The following is a 22,102-nucleotide window of genomic DNA, read 5'->3' on the forward strand; positions in this document are numbered from 1 at the left end:
CCTCAGGCGTAGATATCGGTCCAGAGTTCCGCATTCGGCGGCTCCGGGCTGTCCTTGGCGAACTCGGCGCTTTCGTTGACGATGGCCTTGATCTCCTTGTCGATCGCCTTCAACTCCTCGTCCGAGGCGAGGCCCCCCTGCGTCAGCAAATCGCGGACATGCTCGATGCAGTCCTTCTCGGTCTTGATCTTCTCGACCTCCTCGCGCGTCCGGTATTTCGCCGGGTCCGACATCGAATGCCCGCGATAGCGATAGGTCATCATCTCCAGGATATACGGCCCCTTGCCCGCCCGGCAGTGTGCCACCGCCTTCTCGCCCGCGGCCTTCACCGCCAGCACGTCCATGCCGTCGACCTGCTCGCCCGGAATGCCGTAGGCCAGGCCGCGGCCGAACAGCGTCGTCGATTTTGTCGACCGCTTCATGCTGGTGCCCATCGCATACTGGTTGTTCTCGATCACGAAGATCACCGGCAGTTCCCAGAGTTCCGCCATGTTGTAGGTCTCGTAGACCTGGCCCTGGTTCGCCGCGCCGTCGCCGAAATAGGTGAAGGTCACGTTGTCGTTGCCCAGATACTTGTCGGCAAAGGCGAGACCCGCCCCCAGAGGCACCTGCGCGCCGACAATCCCGTGCCCGCCGTAGAAATGTTTCTCTTTCGAGAACATGTGCATCGAGCCGCCCTTGCCCTTGGAATAGCCGCCGATGCGTCCGGTCAGTTCCGCCATCACGCCCTTGGCGTCCATCCCGCAGGCCAGCATATGCCCGTGGTCGCGGTAGCTGGTGATCCGCTTGTCGCCTTCCTTCGAGGCCGCCTCCAGCCCGACGACCACCGCTTCCTGCCCGATATACAGGTGGCAAAAACCCCCGATCAGGCCCATGCCGTACAACTGGCCCGCCTTTTCCTCGAAGCGCCGGATCAGCAGCATTTCACGGTAGAACTTCAGCAACTCGTCCTTCGAGACATTCGGCCTCGCGTCCGGTTTCTTCGCCATCAGGCTCCTCCCAGGGGTCAGAATGGTTTAGCGTTAAACCATCCATACAGCATCGGCGAAAAAAGGGCCAATGCAAATTTCCCATGCGTCATGCGTTGCCGGAATGCGGCCCTGCGTCTGGCGAAAAGCTGCCGGGGGTATCAGCGGATCGCGATCTCGTCCGCGCGCATGTAGCCCAGGACGTCGCGGGTCTGCTGGTCCAGAAGGTCAAGGTCGAGGTAATCGTCCGAAAGCCGGTGCGTCAGGTTCTGCATTTCGGCCAGTTCAGCCGCCAGCCGGTCGCGCTCCTCGGAGAGGGCGGCGGCCTCGGCCTTGATGGCGACGCGGGCGAACATGCCGTAATCGCCCTGCACGGCGGCAAAGGTGAAATAGATCCCCAGGGCAAAGGCCAGGACCAGATAGATCGCCCCGCCCAGGCCCCGCCCGCCCAGACTCCGATTGTATTGCACTACAGCCATGCCCGCCTCGAAGCCCCTCGTTCAGCCGGGGGCCGTTCCGCGAATCATGTCACAGCCGCGCGGGCTTGTGAATCCTGAAAATGCACGCCGGCCAGAGGTTTGGCCGGCCCCGTCAGGTGATCGAGGCCGCGTGGATGCTGTCGATGGCACCCTTCAGCACCGCGTCGAACTCGGCATCCGTCTGTTTCGCCGACAGCCCTTCCGACAGGGCGCGGCTGAAGCTGGCGATGATCCCGTGGTTCTGCGCCAGGATCCGGTTCGCCTCGTCGCGACTGTAGCCGCCCGACAGCGCCACCACCTTCAGCACCTTCGGATGCTTGACCAGCGGCAGGTAGAAGTCCGGCACCGTCGGCAGACTCAGCTTCAGCATCAGCTGCCCCTCATATCCGTCCAGCGCCTTCAGGATCTCTTCCTGCAGGATCGCCTCCGCCTCGGCCTTGTCGGCGATCGAGATCGTCACCTCCGGCTCCAGGATCGGCATCAGCCCATGCGCCGCCACCTGCCGGCCCACGTCGAACTGCTGCGCCACGATGGCCGCGATCCCCTTGCGGTTCGCCGCATTGATCACCGAGCGTTCCTTGGTCCCGTAGATCCCCGCCTTGACCGCCCGCGCCAGCAGCGCGTCCAGCCCCGGCATCGGCTTCATCAGCTGGACGCCATCGGCCTCGGCCTCCAGTCCCTTGTCGATCTTCAGGAACGGCACCACCCCGCGCTTTTCCCACAGATAGGTCGCGGTCGGCACGCCGTCGACCTTGCGGTCCATGGTCTGCTCGAACAGGATCGCCCCCACCACCCTGTCGCCGGTAAAGGCCGGGGACTGGATGATCCGCGCCCGCATCGCATGGATCAGGTCGAACATCTGTTCCTCGCCGGAATATTCCGTCTCGGCCACCCCGTAGAGCCGCAGCGCCTTGGGGGTCGAGCCGCCCGACTGGTCCAGCGCGGCGATGAAGCCCCGCCCGTTCTTCACCTGCTCGGTCATCTTCGCGTTGGTCATGTCCGTCTCCCGATCCTTGGCCCCCGGCATAGCCCGAGGGGCCTCGCCGCTCAAGCCATCAGCGCCTTCACGCCCGGCAATTCCTTGCCTTCCATCCATTCCAGGAAGGCCCCTCCCGCGGTGGAGATGAAGGTGAAATCCGCCGCCGCCCCGGCCGCGTTCAGCGCCGCCACGGTATCGCCGCCGCCGGCGACGGACACCAGGCTTCCCGCCTTGGTCAGCCGCGCCGCCGCCTGCGCCGCCGCATTGGTCGCGGCATCGAAGGGCGGGATCTCGAAGGCGCCCAGCGGCCCGTTCCAGATCAGCGTCTTCGCGCCCGCGAACACGGCCTCCAGCTCTGCCACCGTCTGCGGCCCCGCATCCAGGATCATCGCATCCGGCGGGCATTTGTGCACCCCGACGGTCTGGCTCTCGGCCCCCGCCTTGAACTCGCGCGCCACCACAACATCGACCGGCAGGTGGATCCGGCACCCGGCCCGTTGCGCCCGCAGCCGGATTTCCCGCGCGGTCTCGGCCATCTCGCGTTCCGCCAGCGAGCGGCCGACCTCGATCCCCTCGGCCACCAGGAAGGTGTTCGCCATCCCGCCGCCGATCACCAGATGGTCGACCTTGGTCACCAGGTTCGCCAAGAGTTCGATCTTGGTCGAGACCTTGGCCCCGCCCACCACCGCCACCACCGGCCGCTCCGGCGATCCCAGTGCCGCCTCCAGCGCCCTGAGTTCCGCCTCCATCAGCCGCCCCGCCGCCGCGGGCAGTTGCCGCGCCAGCCCCTCGGTCGAGGCATGCGCCCGGTGCGCGGCCGAGAAGGCATCGTTCACATAGACCTGCCCCAGCGCCGCCATCTGGCGGGCCAGGTCGGGATCGTTCTTCTCCTCGCCCGGGTGGAAGCGGGTGTTCTCCAGCAGCACCACGTCCGCCGGACCCGCCTCGGCGATCGCCGCCGCGGCCCTGTCGCCGACGCAATCCGCCCCGAACACCACCTTGCGCCCCAGCGAACCCGCCAGCGCCTCGACCACATGCGAAAGGCTCATCTCCGGCACCACCTTGCCCTTCGGCCGGTCGAAATGCGCCAGCAGCACCGGCTTGCCGCCCTTGGCGATGATGTCCTCGACCGTCGGCCGGATCTTGTCGATCCGGGTCATGTCCGTGACCCGTCCGGCTTCCATCGGCACGTTGATGTCCACCCGCGTCAGGACCACCTTGCCGGCCAGGTCCATGTCGTCCAGAGTTTTCCAGGGCATCGCCGTCTCCATCCTTGAAAGCCTTTCCGCTTTTGGCCCCCGGATCACGCTCCCGTCAACCGCTTCCGACGCTTTGCCCTTCCCTTGGGCGGATGCCGCCTTTACGGTCACGCCCGATCGAAACCGCAAGAGGCACTCCGATGGCCGACATCAAGGACCCCGAAAACACCATCATCCTGACGCTGAAGGACGGCGAAGTGGTGATCGAACTGCTCGCCGACGTGGCGCCGAAACATGCCGAGCGGATGAAGCAGCTCGCCCGCGACAAGGCCTATGACAACGTCGCCTTCCACCGGGTGATCGACGGCTTCATGGCCCAGACCGGCGATGTCGAGAATGCCAACATGGAAAGCCCGAACTACAACCCGCGCCGTTCCGGGACGGGCGGCTCGCAATATCCCGACCTGCCGGCGGAATTCTCCAGGCTGCCGCATGACCGGGGCACGCTGGGCGCGGCGCGGTCGCAGAACCCGAACTCGGCCAACAGCCAGTTCTTCATCAACTTCCGCGACAACCACTTCCTGAATGGCCAGTACACCGTCTACGGCCGGGTGGTCAGCGGGATGGAGCATGTCGACAAGATCACCCGCGGCGAGCCGCCGGCGAACCCCGACCGCATGATCACCGTCCGGGTGGCCGCCGATGTCGCGTAAGCTCGCCCTCGCCGCCGCCTTCGCGGCCCTCGCCACCAGCGCCGGCGCGCAGGCCACCGACGGCCCCGGCCCGAACCTGGTGATCGAGGTCGCGGGCCAGGCCAACGGCACCGTGGTCATCGACCTTCTGCCGGATGTCGCACCGAAGCATGTCGCGCAGATCACCGCGCTGGCGACCGAAGGCGCCTATGACAACGTGGTCTTCCACCGCGTGATCGACGGCTTCATGGCCCAGACCGGCGATGTGTCGAACGGCAGGGCAGGGGGCGACCTCTCGATGGCCGGCATGGGCGGCTCGTCGAAGCCCGACATCCCGGCCGAGTTCAGCGATGACCTCAGCTTCCAGCGCGGCGTCGTCGGCATGGCCCGGGCGCAGGACCCGAACTCGGCCAACAGCCAGTTCTTCATCATGTTCGCCCCGGGCGAATTCCTTGACGGCCAATATACCATCGTCGGCAATGTCGTCTCGGGGATGGAGGTGGTGGACGCGATCAAGCGCGGCGCCGGCCAGAACGGCGAGGTGACCGATGCGCCGGACGTGATGACCAAGGTCACCGTCCAGCCCTGAGCGCAAGCGCAGGGCGGCCATACTGGCCCGCCCTGCACCTCCGATTCATTCCGCGCAGGCGGTCAGGTCCAGCTGGTCCCAGATCTCGACCTCCGGGCCCTCCATCACCGAATAGCGCAGCTGCCGCCCCAGGTCCGCCAGCACCAGCGACGGCGGAGCCTCCTCCCCGGCATAGGGCACCGGGGCGATCCGTCCGTCCTTCAGCGCATAGACCACACCCTGCCAGGCCTGGCAGGCGTCCAGCACCTCGTTCGGCACCGGCCCGTCCTGCGAATGCCGCGGGCAACCTGCGTAAAGCGTGCCCTCTTGCCGGCTCACGCCCATGTTCTGCGCGACCAGGCCCCAGAGGACACGCCCATCCGTCAGCGCCAGTTCCATCGCATGATCGACCATGCCGATCTGCTCCCATGGCTGGGCAACCCGGAACCGCAGCTCGAATCCGCTCTGCGGCTCGGTGTAGATCGCCAGGGACATCGGGCAGGCAGCGGCAGCCGACCCCGACAGGGCCAGCAGGCCGGCCGCCAGCCGGATCATGCCAGCACCACCAGCGCGTGCCGCTTCTTGCCCGCGGTCAGCTTCATCGGCTCGACCAGATGGCTGGCCCCGAAGCGCAAAGCGGGATCGGTGACGATCTCGTCGTTCACCTTCGCCCCGCCTTCCGCGATCAGCCGCTTGGCATCCTTGCCGCTGGCCGCGAGGCCCGCCCGCACGAAAAGCTGCACGATCCCCACGCCCTCGGCCAGCTCGCTCGCCTCCAGCGCCACGGTGGGCAGGTCCTCGCCGATCCCGCCCTTCTCGAACACTTCCCGCGCCGTGGTCTCGGCCGCCGCCGCCGCCGCCTCCCCGTGCAGCAATCCCGTCGCCAGGTTCGCCAGCATGATCTTGGCCTGGTTGATCTCCGACCCGCCAAGCGCGCCCAGCCGGTCGCATTCCTGAACCGGCAGCTCGGTGAAGATCTTCAGGAACCGGCCCACGTCCGCATCCGTCGTGTTGCGCCAGAACTGCCAGAACTCGTAGGGGCTCAGCATCTCGCCGTTCAGCCAGACCGCGCCGGAGGCCGACTTGCCCATCTTCCGCCCGTCGCTGGTGGTCAGAAGCGGGGTCGTCAGCCCGTAGATCTCGGCGTCGATCACCCGGCGGGTAAGGTCGATCCCGTTGACGATATTGCCCCACTGATCCGACCCGCCCATCTGCAACAGACAGCCGTAGCGGCGATGGATTTCAAGGAAATCATAGGCCTGCAGGATCATGTAGTTGAATTCTAGGAAGGACAGCGACTGCTCCCGGTCCAGCCGCGACTTGACGCTTTCAAACGACAGCATCCGGTTGACGCTGAAATGCCGCCCGATGTCGCGCAGGAAATCCAGGTAGTTCAGCTGGTCCAGCCATTCCGCATTGTTCAGCATGACGGCATCGGTCGGCCCGTCGCCATAGGAGAGGTAGCGCGCGAAGACCTGCTTCAGCCCCTCGATGTTGGCGTCGATGGCCTCGGGCGTCAGCAGCGGCCGCTCCTCGCTGCGAAAGCTGGGATCGCCGACCTTGGTCGTGCCCCCGCCCATCAGCGTGATCGGCTTGTGCCCGGTCTTCTGCAGCCAGCGCAGCACCATGATGTTCATCAGATGCCCGACATGCAGGCTTGCGGCCGTGGCGTCATAGCCGATGTAGGCGGGCACCACGCCCTTGACCAATGCCTCGTCAAGCGCCTGATAATCCGTGCAATCGGCCACGAAGCCGCGCTCGAACATCACGCGCATGAAGTCGGATTTCGGATGGTAGTGCATGGCCGCCTCGGTCTAGGATGTGCGCGGTATATCGTCGCGAGGGTGCCAAGGGAAGATGCGGAAGGACGGAGCACTCTGGGCGCTCGGCGCCATGTCGGGAACCTCGCTCGACGGGGTGGACGCTGCCATGGTCAGGACCGACGGCCTCACGATCGAGGCGTTCGGCCCCTCGGCCTACCGTCCCTATACCGCCGGGGAGCAGGAGGTGATCCGCGCCGCCCTTGGCCGATGGCCGGGCGATCCCGCCGTGGCCGCCGCCGCCGAAGTGGTCGAGACCGCCCATGCCGAGCTTCTGTCCCGCTTCACCGGGGCCGAGGTCCTGGGCTTCCACGGCCAGACCCTCGCCCACGATCCGCAGGGGCGGGGCACGCATCAATGCGGCAACGGTGCCTTGCTGGCGCAGGTGCTGGACCTGCCCACCGTCTGGGATTTCCGCACATCCGACGTGGCCATGGGCGGGCAGGGGGCGCCGCTTGCCCCCTTCTTCCACTTCGCTCTGGCCCGCCACATCGGCGCGACCTTGCCCCTGGCCTTCCTCAACCTCGGCGGCGTCGGCAATCTCACCTGGATCGACCCCTCCGCCCCGGGGCCCGAGGCGGAGGGCGCGCTTCTCGCCTTCGACACCGGCCCGGCCAACGCGCCGCTGAACGACCTGATGCGCGCCCGCCTCGGGCAAAGCCACGACCACGACGGCGCGCTGGCCGCGACCGGCGAGGTGGACGAGGCTTTCGTCGCCTCGGTCCTGCGCGACCCCTGGTTCGACGCCCCGCCGCCGAAGTCGCTCGACCGCAACGATTTCGCGGGGCTGGTCGACCGGCTGGACATGCTCTCGGACGCGGACGCCGCCGCCACCCTGACCGCCGTCGCCGCCGCCTCGGTCGCGGCCGGGCAGATCCATTTCCCCGCCCCGGTCTCGCGGATCCTGGTCACCGGGGGCGGGCGGCTCAATCCGGTGCTGATGGCGGAACTGCGCCGCCGCATCCCCGCCGCCATCGAGCCGGTCGAGGCCGTGGGCCTGAACGGCGACATGCTCGAGGCCCAGGCCTTCGCCTTCCTCGCCGTGCGCGTGCTGCGCAAGCTTGCGACCTCGGCCCCCGGCACCACCGGCGCGCCGACCCTGGTCGGCGGCGGCCAGATCAGCCGGCCCGATCCCTGACCCCCGCCACGAGCATCGGCAGGGTGTAGATCAGCAGCGCCGTCCAGATCAGCGCGAAGGCTACGGCCTTCACCGTGCTGAAGGGCTCGTGAAAGACGAAGACCGCCGTCAGGAAGATCATCGTCGGCGCGATATATTGCAGCACCGCGATGGTGGACAGCCGCAGCTTCTTCGCCCCGTTGGCATAAAGGATCAGCGGCCCCGCCGTGACGATGCCAAGACCGAACAGCAACGCATTGTCGCCCGGGCTCCCGGCCAGGAAATGCCCGCCACCCGAGGCGCCAAGCCACAGCATCCAGCCCAGGGCCGGCGGAAACAGGATCAGCACCTCCAGCGCGAAACCCTGGTTCGGCCCGATCGGCAGCCATTTCTTCAGGAAGGCATAGAAGCCCCAGGTCACCGTCAGCCCCAGCGCCACCACCGGCAGCCGCCCTGCCTCCCAGGTCAGGATCGCCACCGCCACCGCCGCCAGCGCGATGGCCACGCCCTGCCGCCGCCCGATCCGCTCGCGCAGCAGGACCGCCCCTAGGAAGATCGAGAACAGCGGATTGATGTAATACCCCAGCGCCGCATCCAGCGTCCGGCCCGCGCCGATCGCCCAGATGTAGATCCCCCAGTTGACGCTGATGATCGCCGCCGTCATCGCCGCCATCCCCAGCATCCGGGGGCTGCGCAGCGCGGCCTTCAGATCGCGCGTCCGCCCCAGCAGCCACAGAAGCGCCAGCGCCACCGGCAGCGACCAGACCACCCGGTGCACGATCACCTCGACCGGCGAGACATGCGCCAGCGCCTTCATGTAAAGCGGCAGGAAGCCCCAGAGCACATAGGCCGATGTCGCAAAGAGAAAGCCCGGCAGGCTGTCCCCGCCTTGCGGCGCGGGGGGTGGTTGGGTCGCATCGCTCATGTCTTCCCCCTAGCGAAAGCCGCGGACCGGGACCACGGCAATCTTGTGCCCCGCACAATCGGTCGCATCGAAACGGGCGCTGACGCGCAAGTCCCCTGTCTCGTCATCGGGCTTCGCCGCCGCCCGGAGTTTTCCTCCTGGCGCAAATGCTCTCGCGGGTTCGGGGGTGACCCCCCCGACGACGGCTTGCGCCGCCGCCGCGCTATTCGGAAAGCGCCCGCCAGCCGATGTCGCTGCGGCAAAAGCCGCCGGGCCAGTCGATCCGGGCGACCATGGCATAGGCCGCCTCCCGCGCCTCGCGCAAGCTGGCCCCGCGCGCGGTCACGTTCAGCACCCGCCCGCCCGAGGCGATGATCTGCGCCTCGCGGGCGGCGGTGCCGGCGTGGAACACCATGTGGCGGCTGTCCTCGGGCAGTTCCTCCAGCCCCCGGATCTGGCTGCCCTTGGCGTAGCCCCCCGGATAGCCGTTCGCGGCCATGACCACGGTCAGCGCATGGTCCTCGGCCCAGTTCGCCCGCACCTCGGCCAGCCGCCCCTCGGCGCAGGCCAGCATCAGGTCCAGGGCCTGCGCGCCAAGCCGCATCATCAGGACCTGCGCCTCCGGGTCGCCGAAGCGGCAGTTGTATTCCACCAGCCGCGCCCGGCCGTCCCTGATCATCAGCCCGGCATAGAGCACCCCTTGATAGGGCGTGCCGCGCCGGGCCATCTCGCGGATCGTGGGCAGGACGATCTCGTCCAGCGCCTGTCGCTGGATCGCGTCCGTCAGCACCGGGGCGGGAGAATAGGCCCCCATGCCGCCGGTGTTCGGGCCGGTGTCGCCATCGCCCACCCGCTTGTGGTCCTGCGCGGTGCCGATCGGCAGCGCGGTCTCGCCATCGGTCAGGATGAAGAAGCTTGCCTCCTCTCCTGCCATGAACTCCTCGATCACCACTTCCGCGCCCGCCGCGCCGAACTCGCCGCCGAACATGTCGTCGATGGCGGCCAGCGCCTCGGCCTCAGTCATCGCCACGATCACCCCCTTGCCGGCCGCGAGGCCATCGGCCTTGACCACGATGGGCGCGCCGTGCCGATGGATGTAGTCCCTTGCCGGGGCCGCCTCGGTGAAGCGCGCCCAGGCGGCGGTGGGCGCGGCGCAGGCGTCGCAGATTTCCTTGGTGAAGGCCTTCGAGGCCTCGAGTTTCGCGGCGGCGGCAGAGGGGCCGAAGGTCAGCAGGCCCGCCGCCCGGCAGGCATCCGCCACCCCCGCGGCCAGCGGCGCCTCGGGCCCCACGATCACGAAATCGACCGCGTTCTCCTCGCAGAAGCCGACCACCGCCGCCCCGTCGAGGATGTCGATATCGGCGCATTCCGCTAGCATCGCGATCCCGGCATTGCCCGGCGCCACGATCAGCCGGTCGCATTTCGGGTTCTGCTTCACCGCCCAGGCCAGCGCATGTTCGCGGCCACCGCTTCCGAGAATGAGGATGTTCATCGGCGCCCCCGGCTTGGACTTCTGTCACCGGCGTCATAGGGTTCCTCTGGCAGGGAGGCAAGCCATGGATCCTGAGTTTGGAATCGGCATCGGAACCGGGGGCGGGAATGGACCCGCCCCACGGCCGCGTCCGTCGATTCTGCTGCGGGGCCTGGAGATGGCGGGGCTAGGGACGGCAAGCTACGGTCTTGCGGCGGCGCGCTACGGGCTGGCTCTGGCCGGTGGGGCGATGATACTGGGCAGCTATGCGGTCTACCGCTGGCAGCACGGTCCGGCGCCCGGACCGGGACCGGGCGGTGCGTCCCCGGACGATGACGGCGATTCCTCTGGAGACGGCGACTGATGGACATGTTCGAAGACGGCCCGGCACCGCAGGGCAACCAGCCGGAATACACGGTGTCCGAGCTTTCGGGCGCGGTGAAGCGGGTGATCGAGGGCGAGTTCGGCCTGGTCCGGGTCCGGGGAGAGGTGGGGCGGGTCTCGCGTCCGGCGTCCGGGCATCTCTATTTCGACCTCAAGGACGACCGCGCGGTGATCGCCGCGATCAGTTGGAAGGGCCAGGTCGCCCGGATGCAGGTCCGCCCCGAGGAGGGGATGGAGGTCGTCGCCACCGGCCGGATGACCACCTTTCCCGGCCAGTCGAAATACCAGCTGATCGTCGATGACCTCGCCCCGGCGGGCGCGGGCGCGCTGATGGCGATGCTGGAAAGGCGCAAGGCCGCGCTGGGGGCCGAGGGGCTGTTCGATCCGGCCCGCAAGAAGCCGATCCCCTATCTGCCCAGGGTCATCGGGGTCGTCACCTCGCCCTCCGGCGCGGTGATCCGGGACATCCTGCATCGCCTCCGCGACCGCTTTCCCCGGCATGTGCTGGTCTGGCCGGTCGCGGTGCAGGGCCAGGATTGCGCGGCTCAGGTCGCCGCCGCGATCCGGGGCTTCAACGCGCTGCCCGAGGGCGGGCCGATCCCGCGCCCCGACGTGCTGATCGTCGCGCGCGGCGGCGGGTCGCTCGAGGATCTCTGGGGCTTCAACGAGGAAGTGGTGGTGCGCGCGGCGGCGGCAAGCCGCATCCCCCTGATCAGCGCGGTGGGGCACGAGACCGACACCACGCTGATCGACCATGCCGCCGACCTGCGCGCGCCCACGCCGACGGCGGCGGCCGAACTGGCGGTGCCGGTGCGGCTGGAGCTGCTGGCCACGCTCGACGCCCTGGCCGCGCGGCTGACGCGCGGGGTCGGGCAGGGGGTGATGCTGCGCCGCCAGCGCCTGCGCGACCTTGCGCGCGCGCTGCCCCGGCTCGAGGCGCTGCTTCAGACCCCCCGGCAGCGGCTGGACGGCTGCGCGATGCGGCTTTCGGCGGGGCTGGGCCTGGCCGTGGCGCAGAAGCACCGCGCTTTCGACCGGCTGGCGGGGCGGATGCAGCCTGCGACCCTGCGGGCGGGGCTGGCGCGGCAGCGCGATCTGCTGGCGGCGCGCGACGAGCGGCTGGGCCGGGCGGTCCTGCGCCGCTTCGAGCAGCGGCAGGACCGGCTTGCGCATCTGGCGGCCCGTCTTGCCCCCGCGCTGGGGCGGATGCTGGGCGATGCCGAGCGCAAGCTGGGGGAAGGGCGGCTTGCCCTCGTCCGGCTCTCCGGCCGGCTGGACTCCGCGCCCGCGCAGCGGCTGGCCCGGCTGGCCGACCGGCTCGAGGCGCTGGACCGGACGCGGGTGACGCTCGGCTATGCCGAGACGCTGAAACGCGGCTATGCGGTGGTGCGGGGCGACGGGGCGGTGGTCACGACAAGGGCCGGGGCGGAACGCGCAAGCGCGCTGGAGATCGAGTTCCGGGACGGGCGGCTGGCCCTGACGCGCCCGGCGCGCAAGGCGCGGGGCGAGGGGGAGGGCGGGCAAGGCAGCCTTTTCTGACCGGAGGGCCGCCCTCGGGGCATCGAGCCCCTCGGGCGGCGCTGCCGCGGCTTTCCCCTGCGCGGCCCGTGCGGGTTGACGGGGCAGGAGCCTCCGGCGGGAGTATTTGGAAAAAGAGCAAGTTGCGGGGGCCGGTTTCCTGGTCCCGCCGCGCAGGGTCCTCTCTCTCAGGTCCCCGTATCGCGGTCCAGTGGCACCACCGTCAGCTTCTGCAGGTCCGCGGTGCTGCGAAGCGCGCTCGCCACGGCGTCGCAGTCGATGCGCTGGTCCTGGCCCGCCGCCATCAGCTTGTAGCGACGCAGCCCCAGCCCGATGTCCTGCGCCAGCGAGATCGGCCCGGCGGTGAGACCGATCCCCGCCAGCGCCGCCGTTAGCTGCGTTCCGTCCAGGGTGCTGGTCGCCGGCACCACCACATCCAGCCGGATCACCGGCTTCGGCGGCATCACCCGCTGCACCAGCCGGAACAGGATCAGCACCAGAAGCGCCGCCACCGTTCCAATCACCCCGAGTTCAAGCAGCCCCGCGCCGAAGACGATCCCCAGCGCCGCCGTCATCCAGAGTGTCGCCGCCGTGGTCAGCCCCTGCACCGAGGGGCCCTCGCGGAAGATCACGCCCGCGCCGAGAAAGCCGATCCCGGTCAGGATCGCATGCGGCATCCGCGCCATGTCGCTGACGATCTGCGTGCCGTCCGGCAGGACCGCGGCCCAATCCTCCATCCGCAGTCCCAGCAGCGTCATCAACGCCGAGGCGACGCAGACCAGCGCATGGGTGCGCAGGCCCGCGGGTTTGCGGCGCAACTCGCGCTCGATGCCGATCAGGAGGCCCGCCGCCAGGCTGAAGGCGAGTGGCACCATCAGCGACTGGTCTTCCAGCGTGGCAATCAGGCTCTGGGGCGTCATCTATGCTCGTCCACGGCAATCATCCCCAACACCGGAGCTATCCGGCCGGTTCCTTACTTCATCGCCATCGAAGCGGCCGATTCCGGCAGTTCCTCGGCGAAGCAGCGCTGGTAGAACTCCGCCACCGTCTGCCGCTCCAGCTCGTCGCACTTGTTCAGGAAGGTCAGCCGGAAGGCATAGCCCACGTTGCGGAAGATCTCGGCGTTCTGCGCCCAGTTCAGCACCGTCCGCGGGCTCATCACCGTCGAGAGGTCGCCGTTCATGAAGGCGGTCCGCGTCAGGTCGGCCACGGCCACCATCTGGCTGATGGTCTTGCGGCCCTTCTCGGTGTTGTAATGCGGGTTCTTCGCCAGGACGATCGCGGTCTCGGCGTCATGGCTGAGGTAGTTCAGCGTCGCCACCAGGGACCAGCGGTCCATCTGCGCCTGGTTGATCTGCTGCACGCCGTGGTACAGCCCCGTGGTGTCGCCAAGGCCCACCGTGTTCGCCGTGGCGAACAGGCGGAAGCAGGGATGCGGGGTGATGATCTCGTTCTGGTCCAGGAGCGTCAGCTTCCCGTCATGCTCCAGCACCCGCTGGATCACGAACATCACGTCCGCCCGGCCCGCATCGTATTCGTCGAAGACGATCGCCACCGGGTTGCGCAGCGCCCAGGGCAGGATGCCCTCGTGGAACTCGGTCACCTGCTTGCCGTCGCGCAGCTTGATCGCATCCTTGCCGATCAGGTCGATCCGGCTGATGTGGCTGTCCAGGTTGACCCGCACGCAGGGCCAGTTCAGCCGCGCGGCCACCTGCTCGATATGGGTCGACTTGCCGGTGCCGTGATAGCCCTGGATCATCACCCGGCGGTTATAGGCAAAGCCCGCCAGGATCGCGAGCGTGGTATCGGGGTCGAACTTGTAGGTCGGGTCGATCTCGGGCACGCGGTCGGTCCGCTCGGCGAATCCCTTCACGCGCATCTCGGTGTCGATCCCGAATACATCGCGGACCGAGATTTCCTCGGTCGGTTTCATCACCTGATCCAGCATCGCCTGCCCACCTTAAGCCGCCCGCGCCCCATCGCGCCCATTCCGGCATCCTTGGAACATATCGCGGGGGGGTTCAAGGGGAAGGGCCGCCCGCGACGGCCTCGCGCCGGTTTTCGCCTTCCGCCCTAGTCGCGGAAATGCCGGCTGTCCTTCAGCTGGTCCCAGGCCCAGACCACCTCCTGCAGCCGCTCCTCGTCGCGCCGGTCGCCGCCGTTCATGTCGGGGTGCAGGTCCTTGACCAGGGTCTTGTACTGCCTGCGGATCTCGGCCTTGGTCCAGGTGTCGCGCGCGTCCAGGATCTCGATCGCCTTGCGCTCGGTCGGCGGCAGCTTGCGCGTGGCCGTCGACAGCACCTTGCCGGGGTTCTGCGTCGCCTTCTCGCCCAGCAGCGCCATCGGGTCGTTCACCCCCAGCCGGGCCCAGGCATTGCCGTCGCCGATCCTGGAGAAGGGCTTGGTCTCGCGCTCCCAGACCCGGTCCCGGTCCAGGAACTTCTGGAACTCCTCGTCCGAGGTGCCCTGGAAGAAATTCCACTTCAGGTTGTATTCCCGGATATGATCCTTGCAGAACCAGAAGAACTCGTCGAGGAGATCGGGCGATTTCGGCGCGCGATAGGCGCCCTTTTCCTTGCAGCCCGGATAGTCGCAGGCCCGGTCCGCCGTCTCGAACGCCCCCGACATGCCGCGCCGCCCGGTTTTCTTGCGCCTCTTGTCCGCCGCGGCGCTGAGGTTGAAATCAAAGGGCGGGCGACTGGTCATGCGAAGGGGGCCTTTCCGACTCGGGGCCACGAGTTTAGGTGTTTTCGCGGCAGATTGAAGGGGGTGGCACTGACATGGCCGTGAAAGACGAGATCGAGGCCCGGCTGACCGAGGCCTTCGGCCCGACCGCGCTGGAGGTGATCAACGAAAGCCACCGCCACCAGGGCCATGCGGGCGACGACGGTTCGGGCGAAAGCCATTTCCGCGTCGTGATCCGCGCGCCCGCCTTCGCGACGATGACCCGCATCGCCCGGCACCGCGCGGTGCAGGGGGCGCTGGGGGACCTCAACCAGCGCATTCACGCCATCGCGCTCGACATCGGCTAGGGCGCGGGAACCCCGGCGGGGCCCGGCGGGTTCCCTTTCCGATCCCCGGCAGGAAAGGAGAACGCCATGGTCCCGCATCTTCGCCTCTGGCTCATCGCGCTCTGGGCCTCCTCCGTCGCCGGCGCGGTGGTGATCGCCGGTCTCGTCCTTGGCCGTTACGAATGGGCCACCTTCCTCTGGGCGGCCGCGATCGGCCTCGCGGTCGGCCTTCCCGCGGCGCTGCTGAACTGGGCCTATCTCCGTCCCCGCCGGGCGCGCGAGGTCGGGCTGATGGGCCAGGCGCCCCCGGACAGGGGATAGCCGTGATCTGACGCCCGGCTCCGGCCGGACGCCCTTTCCGCGTCAAGTCCTTCTTTCCGACCGGCCTTTCATGCGGTTTTGACCCCTGCCGCTCGGTTTGCGCTTTGCCGCACCCGGCAATCGGGCGTAGCATTTGACGCAACGTCATTTCCCGATGCCGCCGGATACCGCCATGCCTCGCCGTTTCCTGGCCTTGCCGCTCATCCTGCTGCTTCTGGCCTTCCCGGCCCTGGCCGAGACGCGGGCCAGCGACCGGGTCGCGCTTGTGCTGGGGCTGGCCGCCTACCAGCACATTCCGGGCCTGCGGAACACGGTGAACGACGCCGGCGCGCTGGCCGAAACGCTGGAAGGCATCGGCTTCCAGGTCCAGGTCCTGATGGACGCCACCCGGGACGAGACGCTGGCCGCGCTGTCCGACTTCGCCTTCAAGGCGGAAACGGCCGATATCGCGCTGATCTATTATGCCGGGCATGGCGTCTCGGTGCAGGGCACGACCTTCCTGATCCCGGTCGACGCCCAGGTGCGCGCCGCCAGGGATATCGTCGCGGCCTCGGTCACGATGGACCAGATGCTGGCCGCGGTGGACGGGGCGCGGAAGATGTCGATCCTGATCCTGGACAGCTGCCGCGACAACCCATTCCCCGAGGTGATCGACCTGCGCGATCCCGAGGTGGCCAAGGGCCTGACCACCGGCAAGGGCGGGCTGGCCGCGCCGTCGCCCGAACGCGGCACGCTGGTCGCCTATGCCGCCCGCGACGGCGAGGTGGCGCTGGACGGCGACGGGGCGAACAGCCCGTTCAACATCGCGCTGCGCGACAATATCGTGAAGCCCGAGCTTGAGATCAGCCTGCTCTTCCGCCAGGTGCGCGACGAGGTGCTGGCCGCCACCGGCAACCGGCAGGAGCCGACCACCTACGGCTCCTTGCCCGGCCAGCCCTTCTATCTGACCGGCGGCACCGCGACCCCGGCCGAACCGGGGCTCGAGGACCTTGCCGTCGCCTGGCAGCGCGTGGTGGCGGCCGACCGCGCCAGCCTGGAGAAATCGGCCGCGGCCGGGGATTCGCGTTCGCTGGTCGGCCTCGCGCTGGCCAAGCTCGACCGGCAAAGCACCGATTACGCCCCGCAAGAGGCGCAGGAGCTTCTGGAAAAGGCCGTGGCGGCGGGCGACGCGGATGCGAAATACCGGCTGGCCAAGGTGCTGGAGGGCGGGATCGGCGTCGATCCCGATCCGGCGCGGGCGCTGAAACTGTATCAGGAGGCCGCCGAGGCCAAGATCCCGGCCGCGCTGAACGACATGGGCTATTTCCAGTTCACCGGCGAGCTGGGCCTGACCAAGGACCGCGACAAGGCGCTGGCCCTCTTCCGCGAGGCCGCCGCCCAGGGCCATACCGAGGCGATGTTCAACCTGGCGTCCTTCGCTGCCAACGGGCTGGTGCCGGACCTCGGCCCGAAGGATGCCGCCGACCTGCTCTACCGCGCGTTGCGGGGCGGCAGCGAGCTGGCGCTGGATGCGCTGTTGAACAACGCCGACAAGTTCCCGGCCGAGACCTGGGCCGGGTTGCAGGACATCCTGGCCGGGAAGGGCCTTTACGACGGCGCGGTCGACGGATCGTTCGGCCCCGGAACGCGGCGCGCCATCCTGGCCGCCTATGGCATTTTCGAAACGGAGGATTGAGCGATGCGAAGATTTCTGACATCCGCCCTGCTGGCCCTGGGGCTGGCGGTCCTGTGGCCCGCTGGCGCCGCGCTGGCGCAATCCTGCGGCGGCATCGAGGAGCCCGCATGCCCGCCGGAACACTCCCGGGTGGACCCGGTCGCGCCGGGACCGGCGCTGAACGCCGGCTCGACCCGGATCATCGTGCGCCTCCTGGAGGGCGCGAACGACACCTGCGACGACGACCGGATCGCGCTGCGCTACCGCATCGACTGCCTGCGGCTCTATTACCTGAAGGTCGCCGAACTCCTGCCCGACAACGGGGATTACCTGCCGGTCAAGAAGGCGATGCTGGACGCGGCCGCCAGGCTGGATGCGATCGTGACGGCCAACCTCGACACGACCGCCCCGGCGATCCGCCCGCGCGAGAAGCACAAGCCCGCCGCCAGGCGCATGCCGCCGATCCGCGCGGTCACCGAAGAATCGGCCGCCGCGGCCGCCGCCGAAGCCGCGAAGGTGGTCGAGGAGACGGAACTGATCATCATCCGCTCCGGCGGCGATCCGGCGCGGCGCACCCAGCATTACACCGACATCGCCGCCGCGGTGGAGGAGAACCTGGTCATCCTGCGCTCGGCCTGATCCGGCGCGGCCCCTTTGGCCGGTCAGTAGAGATCGACGCGGAAGGGCGTGGTCGACCAGTGGATGCGGGCGATGTCGACCAGGCGCTCGACCGGATCGGTCTCCATCCTGCCGCCGCCGTGCCGTGCGGCGGCAGCCTCATAGGCGGCCGCGCTGCCGGCGCCGAAGGCCCCGTCCGCCGTGATGTCGGCGCCAAGCTCCTGCAACAGCCGCTGCGCCGCCATGTCGACGGCCTCGCGCGGGGTCGCGGCCAGCACCTTGCGGGCGCGTTCGACCGCGACCGGATCGCGCAGCGCGGCGGCGCGGCCCGCGCGCAGGGCCGCGTCGGCAGGGGAAAGGCCGCCCGCGCCCTCGGTCAGGATCAGATAGGCGGCATGGGCCCCGGCATTGGCATCGCCCCGCTCCAGCCCCTTGTCGAACCACTCCACCGCCTGGCCGAGGTCGGCCTTGCCAAGCGCCCCGCTGGCGATCAGCGTGCCGATATTGCCGGGCGCGTTGGGATGCCCGCCCTCGGCCGCCCTGGTGAACCAGTCCAGCGCCTGCTTCGCGTCCTTCTCCTGGCCGCCAAGCCCGTTCATGTAGACCAGGCCCAGGTTGTTGTAGCCGTAGATGTCGCCCCGCGCGGCGCTTTCGGTCAGATAGCGCAGGCCGCGCGCGGGGTCGTAATATTCGCTGTCCTGATCCAGGTAGAAGAACCCCAGCTCGTTCATCGCATAGGTATGCCCGACCTCCAGCGCGCGCATCAGCAGGTCATGGCCGCGCAGCTTCTCGTCGCGGGTCTTGCCGAAGCGCACCAGCTGGCGGCCGAGCGCGTAGAAGGCATAGGGATCGCCCAGTTCCACCCCCTCGCGGTAATAGGCAAGCGCCTCGTCCGGGGCGGCTTCCAGCGCCGCGCCGCCGGTTGCGCGCGCCTGGTTCAGGATGGCGTTGCCGATGGCATAGGAGGCCCGGGTATGGCCCATCTCGCGCGCGGTTTCCCAGGCGGCGCGGGCCTCGTCATGGCGGCGCAGCGCGGCAAGGGCGCGGCCCAGCTGGTAGTGGAAGCGCGCGTTCTGCGGCTCGCGCCGAAGGGCGGCCTCGCAGGCCTGAAGCGCCACCTCCGGCTCGATCTCGTTGGCGAAGCGGGCGAAGCCGACGCCCTCCGGGTCCAGGTGATCCGCCGCGGCAAGATCGCAGGGATCGGGGGCCAGCTCGACCTCCACCACTTTCGCGCTGCCGTTCAGCCCGATCTCGAATTGCGAGCGCAGGACCGCCTCCTGCCCCACCGGCATCGCAAGGCCGTTCACGGTGGCGAAGGCCAGCCGGTCCAGGTCGGCCGCGGGAAGCGGGAATAGCGGCGCGGACTGGACCCCCGCCGCGTCCAGAAGCACCAGCCGGCCGCCGCGCGGTGGTTCGATCAGCTCGATCCTGTCCGTCGGACCGGCGGCCAGCCCTTCGGCAAGGGTCGCCCCGATCGGGACGGCGGGAGCGAGGGGGGCGCGGATCACGATGTCGGCCTTGGCAAGCCCGGCCCCGATCGGCACCGCGCCGGCCGAACTGGCAAACAGCGTCAACCCCCGCCCGACCGAGCCGCCATCCTCGGTTGCCGGGGCGGCGGGACCGCTCCCCCCGGCGGACGCGGCGATCCTGGCCTCCTCGATCATGGTCGAGCTGTCCCAGGGCACCTGCGCGCCTTTGGTCTCGACAAAGACCTTGCGGCGGACCTCGTCGAAGACATCGGTGACCGGGACGGCCCCCAGCGCCGCCGATTGCAGGAAGGCGCTGGCGAAGGGGCTGTTCTCGCCCGCGCCGTCCAGCGCGACCTCGCCGGGCGAGGTGGAGAAGACCAGGTAGGAGTTCACCGGCGCCGCCAGCGAGGCGAAGCCGGTCTCGACCTCGCGCATGTCGGGGCCGAGCGAATCCTGCAGTTTCACCCCCGCGAAGGGGTTGTTGCGGCAGCTGTCCAGGATGACGATCTGCAACCGCGCCCGTGCCCCCAGGATCGACACCAGGCTGCCGACCGAGACGGTCTCGAACGGCAGGTCGTCGGCCTGGTCTAGCCGGGCGTCGGTCGGGATCAGATAGTTTTCCGACCCGACCTGCACCCCGTGGCCCGCGTAATAGAGCAGCACCTCGGTCCGGCGGTCGGCATCGAACAGGATGCGCTGCATCAGCGCCTCGAAGTCGCGCTTGGTCGCGTCCTTCAGCAGCGTGACGTCATAGCCCTGGCCCGCCAGCATGTCGGCGACATCCACGGCGTCGTTCCAGGCGTTCGGCAGGCGGGGCGCGTGGGCATAGCTCTGGTTGCCGATGACGACGGCGTATTTCTGGCGCGGCCCCTGGATTTCCGCCAGCTTCCGCGCGACCGCCGGGACATGCCCCTGCGGATAGGCGCCCAGCTCGCCGTCCTGCGCCAAGGCCAGCGACGCCGTAGCGACGAGCATCACGGCGGACAGGCCGCCGCGCGACCAGGTCCGCCGGCCCATCCTTCAGGACCAGCCGCCGCCGCCCGAGCCCGAGTCGTCGAAGTCGATGACCGGCTTCTTCTTGGCGACGGGGGCGGGCGCGGCCGGCGTGGCAGCCGGGGCGGGGGCGGGGACCGGGACGACCGCCGGGGCGGGTTCTTCCGGCGGGACGATCTCGTCACAGGCCGCGACAAGGCCCAGGGCAGAGACGAGCAGCATGGAACGGGAAAGGATTGCCGGCATGGATGCACCCATGGGTTCACGCTGTCGAAGTATCGCACCAAACGCGGCGAAATTCACGACCCGAATCGCGCCGGCCGGACACAACCTCCTGCGCGACGGCCCCTAGCTCAGCGCCTGGAACTCCACCCGGCGGTTCTGGTCGGAATCGGGATCGGACTCCTCCAGCAGGAACCGTTCGCCCAGCCCGACCGCCTCCAGACGGCCGGGGTCGATGCCGCAGTCGCCGACGAAATAGCGCTGCACTTCCTCGGCCCGCAGACGGGACAGGCGCTCGTTGTAGTCGTCCGACCCCGAGGCGTCGGTATGGCCGATGATGCGGAACAGCTGGATGTCCGCCGCCCGCATCACGTTGCACAGTTTCTGCAGCTTCGGCTTCTGCGCGTCGTCCAGTGCCGCGCTGTCGAAGGCGAATTCGATCCGGATGTTCACGCCAAGATCCGCCGGCATCTTGACCAGGGTGGCGGTGGCGTTCTCGGACACCACCGTATCGGCCCGGGGGGGCTCGGCCGGCTCGACGGCGGCGACTTCGGTGCCTTCCGGCGTCGATGTCGTCGGTGTCGTCGGTGTCGCGGGTTCGGCGGCGACTTCGGTGGCGATCTCGACGTCTTCGGCGGTGACCAGCGTCAACCCCCGGGTCAGCGAGGTCTTGCCCTCGACCGCGGCCTTGTAGGCGTCGCGCTGCGCCAGGAACAGCTCCAGCAGCTCCTGTTCGGAGAGGTCCTGCGCCGATCCTGCCGCCGGAACCAGCGCGGCGCAGACTGCAAGGCCTGCCAGCATCTTGCGCATGGTCGAACCCCCTTTTCGTGAAAATCGGAGTCTTGCCATGGCAAAGATTAGGGTATGCTGTCCCGGTATTCAATTCACACCTTTGGGCGGGCTGCACGATGCTGCAAATCTCGACCGAACCTCCGACCTCCCCGCGCGCGGGCCGGGGATGAGCACGCCGATCACAGTCGTCCCGACCGCGCGGCCAAGGGTGCCGGTCGCCGTGGGGGCCGGGCTGACCAATCGCGGCATGGTGCGCGAGCGCAACGAGGATTCGATCCTGACCGATCCCTCCGGCGCGCTTTGGGCGGTGGCCGACGGGATGGGCGGCTATGGTTTCGGCGACCTGGCCTCGGACATCGTGATCGACTGCCTGGCCAGGATTCCCGACGGGGTGGAGCCCGGACCCGCGCTGGTGGCCCGGCTGAAAGAGGCCAACGAGCTGGTGCTGCAACGCCAGCGCGCGCCGGGCATGGGCCGGATGGGCGCGACCGTGGTCGCCGTCCTGATCGGCCGGGCGGTGGCGCATGTCGCCTGGGCGGGCGACAGCCGCGCCTATCTTCTGCGCGGCGGGCATCTGCGGCCGCTGACCCGGGACCACTCGGTGGTGCAGGAGATGGTCGACCGGGGCGAGCTGACCCCCGCCGAGGCCGAGAGCCATCCGGAATCGCACATGGTCACCCGCGCCGTCGGCGGCGGGGCCGAGCTGGAGGTCGATCTGGTCAGCGTCCCCCTGGCGGTCGGGGACCGGCTGCTTCTGTGCAGCGACGGCCTGACCCGCTGCGTCTACGAATCCACGGTCGAGACCCTGCTGCGCGAGGCCGCCAGCCCCGAGGAGGCCTGCCAGAAGCTCATCCGCGAGGCGCTGGACAGCGGCGCGCCCGACAATGTCTCGGCCATCGCCATCGTGATCCGGGACGGCTGAC

At 69.0% G+C, this 22,102-nt stretch carries 23 protein-coding genes; 9 read left to right on the forward strand and 14 right to left on the reverse strand.

Annotation, left to right across the window (positions count from 1 at the left end):
* Nucleotides 1-2: 2 nt before the first annotated feature.
* From pdhA to pgk, 4 genes are all read right to left on the reverse strand, one after another.
* Entirely contained in the window at nt 3-989 is a 987-nt protein-coding gene (pdhA, locus tag ACE3UA_RS09785) for a pyruvate dehydrogenase (acetyl-transferring) E1 component subunit alpha (protein ID WP_374644550.1), read from the reverse strand.
* Between the two features lie 140 nt (nt 990-1,129).
* Complete coding sequence (locus ACE3UA_RS09790) at nt 1,130-1,447, reverse strand: septum formation initiator family protein (protein ID WP_374644552.1); 318 nt, start codon at nt 1,445-1,447, stop codon at nt 1,130-1,132.
* A 112-nt stretch (nt 1,448-1,559) separates the two neighbouring features.
* The gene (locus ACE3UA_RS09795) at nt 1,560-2,444 is read right to left on the reverse strand and encodes a fructose bisphosphate aldolase (RefSeq protein WP_374644554.1); all 885 of its coding nucleotides are present in this window, start codon (nt 2,442-2,444) and stop codon (nt 1,560-1,562) included.
* Nucleotides 2,445-2,494: 50 nt separating this feature from the next.
* Nucleotides 2,495-3,685, reverse strand: coding sequence for a phosphoglycerate kinase (pgk, locus tag ACE3UA_RS09800; protein WP_374644556.1), 1,191 nt, complete (start codon nt 3,683-3,685; stop codon nt 2,495-2,497).
* Nucleotides 3,686-3,825: 140 nt separating this feature from the next.
* On the opposite strand from pgk, the gene ACE3UA_RS09805 reads away from it, so the two are divergent.
* On the forward strand, nt 3,826-4,338 hold the full coding sequence (locus ACE3UA_RS09805) for a peptidylprolyl isomerase (RefSeq protein WP_374644558.1): 513 nt from the start codon (nt 3,826-3,828) through the stop codon (nt 4,336-4,338).
* Complete coding sequence (locus ACE3UA_RS09810; RefSeq protein ID WP_374644560.1) at nt 4,328-4,906, forward strand: peptidylprolyl isomerase; 579 nt, start codon at nt 4,328-4,330, stop codon at nt 4,904-4,906. Before ACE3UA_RS09805 ends, ACE3UA_RS09810 begins: the two co-directional genes overlap by 11 nt.
* A 45-nt stretch (nt 4,907-4,951) precedes the next feature.
* Here ACE3UA_RS09810 and ACE3UA_RS09815 read toward each other — a convergent pair whose 3' ends face one another.
* Both ACE3UA_RS09815 and tyrS read right to left on the reverse strand, forming a co-directional pair.
* Nucleotides 4,952-5,440, reverse strand: a complete 489-nt coding sequence (locus tag ACE3UA_RS09815; RefSeq protein WP_374644562.1) for a hypothetical protein — start codon at nt 5,438-5,440, stop codon at nt 4,952-4,954.
* A complete protein-coding gene (gene tyrS, locus ACE3UA_RS09820; protein ID WP_374644564.1) occupies nt 5,437-6,687 on the reverse strand; it encodes a tyrosine--tRNA ligase in 1,251 nt (416 codons plus the stop codon). Before tyrS ends, ACE3UA_RS09815 begins: the two co-directional genes overlap by 4 nt.
* 55 nt (nt 6,688-6,742) lie before the next feature.
* Between tyrS and ACE3UA_RS09825 the strand changes: the two genes are divergently transcribed.
* The gene (locus ACE3UA_RS09825; RefSeq protein ID WP_374644566.1) at nt 6,743-7,843 is read left to right on the forward strand and encodes an anhydro-N-acetylmuramic acid kinase; all 1,101 of its coding nucleotides are present in this window, start codon (nt 6,743-6,745) and stop codon (nt 7,841-7,843) included.
* Here ACE3UA_RS09825 and rarD read toward each other — a convergent pair.
* Nucleotides 7,824-8,747, reverse strand: a complete 924-nt coding sequence (rarD, locus tag ACE3UA_RS09830; protein WP_374644568.1) for an EamA family transporter RarD — start codon at nt 8,745-8,747, stop codon at nt 7,824-7,826. The two genes, ACE3UA_RS09825 and rarD, sit on opposite strands and share 20 nt — an antisense overlap.
* Nucleotides 8,748-8,949: 202 nt before the next feature.
* Entirely contained in the window at nt 8,950-10,218 is a 1,269-nt protein-coding gene (purD, locus tag ACE3UA_RS09835; protein WP_374644570.1) for a phosphoribosylamine--glycine ligase, read from the reverse strand.
* A gap of 339 nt (nt 10,219-10,557) precedes the next feature.
* Here purD and xseA point away from each other — a divergent pair, with 339 nt between their 5' ends.
* Entirely contained in the window at nt 10,558-12,120 is a 1,563-nt protein-coding gene (xseA, locus tag ACE3UA_RS09840; RefSeq protein ID WP_374644640.1) for an exodeoxyribonuclease VII large subunit, read from the forward strand.
* A gap of 167 nt (nt 12,121-12,287) precedes the next feature.
* Here the strand turns inward: xseA and ACE3UA_RS09845 are convergent, their stop codons facing one another.
* The 3 genes from ACE3UA_RS09845 to ACE3UA_RS09855 all read right to left on the reverse strand — a co-directional run bounded on the left by ACE3UA_RS09845 (nt 12,288) and on the right by ACE3UA_RS09855 (nt 14,805).
* Nucleotides 12,288-13,019, reverse strand: coding sequence for an MgtC/SapB family protein (locus ACE3UA_RS09845; protein ID WP_374644572.1), 732 nt, complete (start codon nt 13,017-13,019; stop codon nt 12,288-12,290).
* 53 nt (nt 13,020-13,072) lie between these two features.
* A complete protein-coding gene (gene cobS / locus ACE3UA_RS09850) occupies nt 13,073-14,047 on the reverse strand; it encodes a cobaltochelatase subunit CobS (RefSeq protein WP_374644574.1) in 975 nt (324 codons plus the stop codon).
* A 125-nt stretch (nt 14,048-14,172) separates the two neighbouring features.
* Nucleotides 14,173-14,805, reverse strand: a complete 633-nt coding sequence (locus ACE3UA_RS09855) for a J domain-containing protein (protein ID WP_374644576.1) — start codon at nt 14,803-14,805, stop codon at nt 14,173-14,175.
* A gap of 74 nt (nt 14,806-14,879) precedes the next feature.
* On the opposite strand from ACE3UA_RS09855, the gene ACE3UA_RS09860 reads away from it, so the two are divergent.
* From ACE3UA_RS09860 to ACE3UA_RS09875, 4 genes are all read left to right on the forward strand, one after another.
* Nucleotides 14,880-15,131: a BolA family protein gene (locus ACE3UA_RS09860; protein WP_374644578.1), complete on the forward strand. Its 252-nt coding sequence runs from the start codon at nt 14,880-14,882 to the stop codon at nt 15,129-15,131.
* A 66-nt stretch (nt 15,132-15,197) separates the two neighbouring features.
* Nucleotides 15,198-15,431 carry a hypothetical protein gene (locus ACE3UA_RS09865; RefSeq protein WP_374644580.1) on the forward strand — a complete coding sequence of 78 codons (234 nt, stop codon included), beginning with the start codon at nt 15,198-15,200 and terminating at the stop codon, nt 15,429-15,431.
* A gap of 172 nt (nt 15,432-15,603) precedes the next feature.
* Nucleotides 15,604-17,106 (forward strand): caspase family protein, encoded by a 1,503-nt coding sequence (locus ACE3UA_RS09870; RefSeq protein ID WP_374644582.1) that lies wholly within the window; start codon nt 15,604-15,606, stop codon nt 17,104-17,106.
* Nucleotides 17,107-17,109: 3 nt separating this feature from the next.
* Complete coding sequence (locus ACE3UA_RS09875; RefSeq protein ID WP_374644584.1) at nt 17,110-17,724, forward strand: hypothetical protein; 615 nt, start codon at nt 17,110-17,112, stop codon at nt 17,722-17,724.
* A gap of 23 nt (nt 17,725-17,747) precedes the next feature.
* On the opposite strand, the gene ACE3UA_RS09880 is transcribed toward ACE3UA_RS09875, so the two are convergent.
* The 3 genes from ACE3UA_RS09880 to ACE3UA_RS09890 all read right to left on the reverse strand — a co-directional run bounded on the left by ACE3UA_RS09880 (nt 17,748) and on the right by ACE3UA_RS09890 (nt 21,197).
* Nucleotides 17,748-20,189, reverse strand: coding sequence for a caspase family protein (locus tag ACE3UA_RS09880; protein ID WP_374644586.1), 2,442 nt, complete (start codon nt 20,187-20,189; stop codon nt 17,748-17,750).
* A gap of 3 nt (nt 20,190-20,192) precedes the next feature.
* Nucleotides 20,193-20,411 (reverse strand): hypothetical protein, encoded by a 219-nt coding sequence (locus ACE3UA_RS09885; RefSeq protein WP_374644588.1) that lies wholly within the window; start codon nt 20,409-20,411, stop codon nt 20,193-20,195.
* A 102-nt stretch (nt 20,412-20,513) separates the two neighbouring features.
* On the reverse strand, nt 20,514-21,197 hold the full coding sequence (locus ACE3UA_RS09890) for an OmpA family protein (protein WP_374644590.1): 684 nt from the start codon (nt 21,195-21,197) through the stop codon (nt 20,514-20,516).
* A 148-nt stretch (nt 21,198-21,345) separates the two neighbouring features.
* Between ACE3UA_RS09890 and ACE3UA_RS09895 the strand changes: the two genes are divergently transcribed.
* A complete protein-coding gene (locus ACE3UA_RS09895) occupies nt 21,346-22,101 on the forward strand; it encodes a PP2C family serine/threonine-protein phosphatase (protein ID WP_374644592.1) in 756 nt (251 codons plus the stop codon).
* The last annotated feature ends 1 nt before the right edge of the window (nt 22,102 follow it).

It is taken from the genome of Tabrizicola sp. (assembly GCF_041919135.1).
Classification (GTDB): Bacteria; Pseudomonadota; Alphaproteobacteria; order Rhodobacterales; family Rhodobacteraceae; genus Tabrizicola.

Bases quoted from the DNA above. Each gene is read 5' to 3' on its own strand.
- ACE3UA_RS09860 (WP_374644578.1), top strand. From the start codon at position 14,880: ATGGCCGTGAAAGACGAGATCGAGGCCCGGCTGACCGAGGCCTTCGGC.
- pdhA (WP_374644550.1), bottom strand. From the start codon at position 989: ATGGCGAAGAAACCGGACGCGAGGCCGAATGTCTCGAAGGACGAGTTG.
- ACE3UA_RS09790 (WP_374644552.1), bottom strand. From the start codon at position 1,447: ATGGCTGTAGTGCAATACAATCGGAGTCTGGGCGGGCGGGGCCTGGGC.
- ACE3UA_RS09875 (WP_374644584.1), top strand. From the start codon at position 17,110: ATGCGAAGATTTCTGACATCCGCCCTGCTGGCCCTGGGGCTGGCGGTC.
- ACE3UA_RS09855 (WP_374644576.1), bottom strand. From the start codon at position 14,805: ATGACCAGTCGCCCGCCCTTTGATTTCAACCTCAGCGCCGCGGCGGAC.
- ACE3UA_RS09870 (WP_374644582.1), top strand. From the start codon at position 15,604: ATGCCTCGCCGTTTCCTGGCCTTGCCGCTCATCCTGCTGCTTCTGGCC.
- ACE3UA_RS09880 (WP_374644586.1), bottom strand. From the start codon at position 20,189: ATGGGCCGGCGGACCTGGTCGCGCGGCGGCCTGTCCGCCGTGATGCTC.
- ACE3UA_RS09845 (WP_374644572.1), bottom strand. From the start codon at position 13,019: ATGACGCCCCAGAGCCTGATTGCCACGCTGGAAGACCAGTCGCTGATG.
- purD (WP_374644570.1), bottom strand. From the start codon at position 10,218: ATGAACATCCTCATTCTCGGAAGCGGTGGCCGCGAACATGCGCTGGCC.
- pgk (WP_374644556.1), bottom strand. From the start codon at position 3,685: ATGCCCTGGAAAACTCTGGACGACATGGACCTGGCCGGCAAGGTGGTC.
- ACE3UA_RS09885 (WP_374644588.1), bottom strand. From the start codon at position 20,411: ATGCCGGCAATCCTTTCCCGTTCCATGCTGCTCGTCTCTGCCCTGGGC.
- ACE3UA_RS09825 (WP_374644566.1), top strand. From the start codon at position 6,743: ATGCGGAAGGACGGAGCACTCTGGGCGCTCGGCGCCATGTCGGGAACC.
- cobS (WP_374644574.1), bottom strand. From the start codon at position 14,047: ATGCTGGATCAGGTGATGAAACCGACCGAGGAAATCTCGGTCCGCGAT.
- tyrS (WP_374644564.1), bottom strand. From the start codon at position 6,687: ATGCACTACCATCCGAAATCCGACTTCATGCGCGTGATGTTCGAGCGC.
- ACE3UA_RS09795 (WP_374644554.1), bottom strand. From the start codon at position 2,444: ATGACCAACGCGAAGATGACCGAGCAGGTGAAGAACGGGCGGGGCTTC.
- ACE3UA_RS09865 (WP_374644580.1), top strand. From the start codon at position 15,198: ATGGTCCCGCATCTTCGCCTCTGGCTCATCGCGCTCTGGGCCTCCTCC.
- ACE3UA_RS09805 (WP_374644558.1), top strand. From the start codon at position 3,826: ATGGCCGACATCAAGGACCCCGAAAACACCATCATCCTGACGCTGAAG.
- ACE3UA_RS09815 (WP_374644562.1), bottom strand. From the start codon at position 5,440: ATGATCCGGCTGGCGGCCGGCCTGCTGGCCCTGTCGGGGTCGGCTGCC.
- ACE3UA_RS09810 (WP_374644560.1), top strand. From the start codon at position 4,328: ATGTCGCGTAAGCTCGCCCTCGCCGCCGCCTTCGCGGCCCTCGCCACC.
- ACE3UA_RS09895 (WP_374644592.1), top strand. From the start codon at position 21,346: ATGAGCACGCCGATCACAGTCGTCCCGACCGCGCGGCCAAGGGTGCCG.
- ACE3UA_RS09890 (WP_374644590.1), bottom strand. From the start codon at position 21,197: ATGCGCAAGATGCTGGCAGGCCTTGCAGTCTGCGCCGCGCTGGTTCCG.
- rarD (WP_374644568.1), bottom strand. From the start codon at position 8,747: ATGAGCGATGCGACCCAACCACCCCCCGCGCCGCAAGGCGGGGACAGC.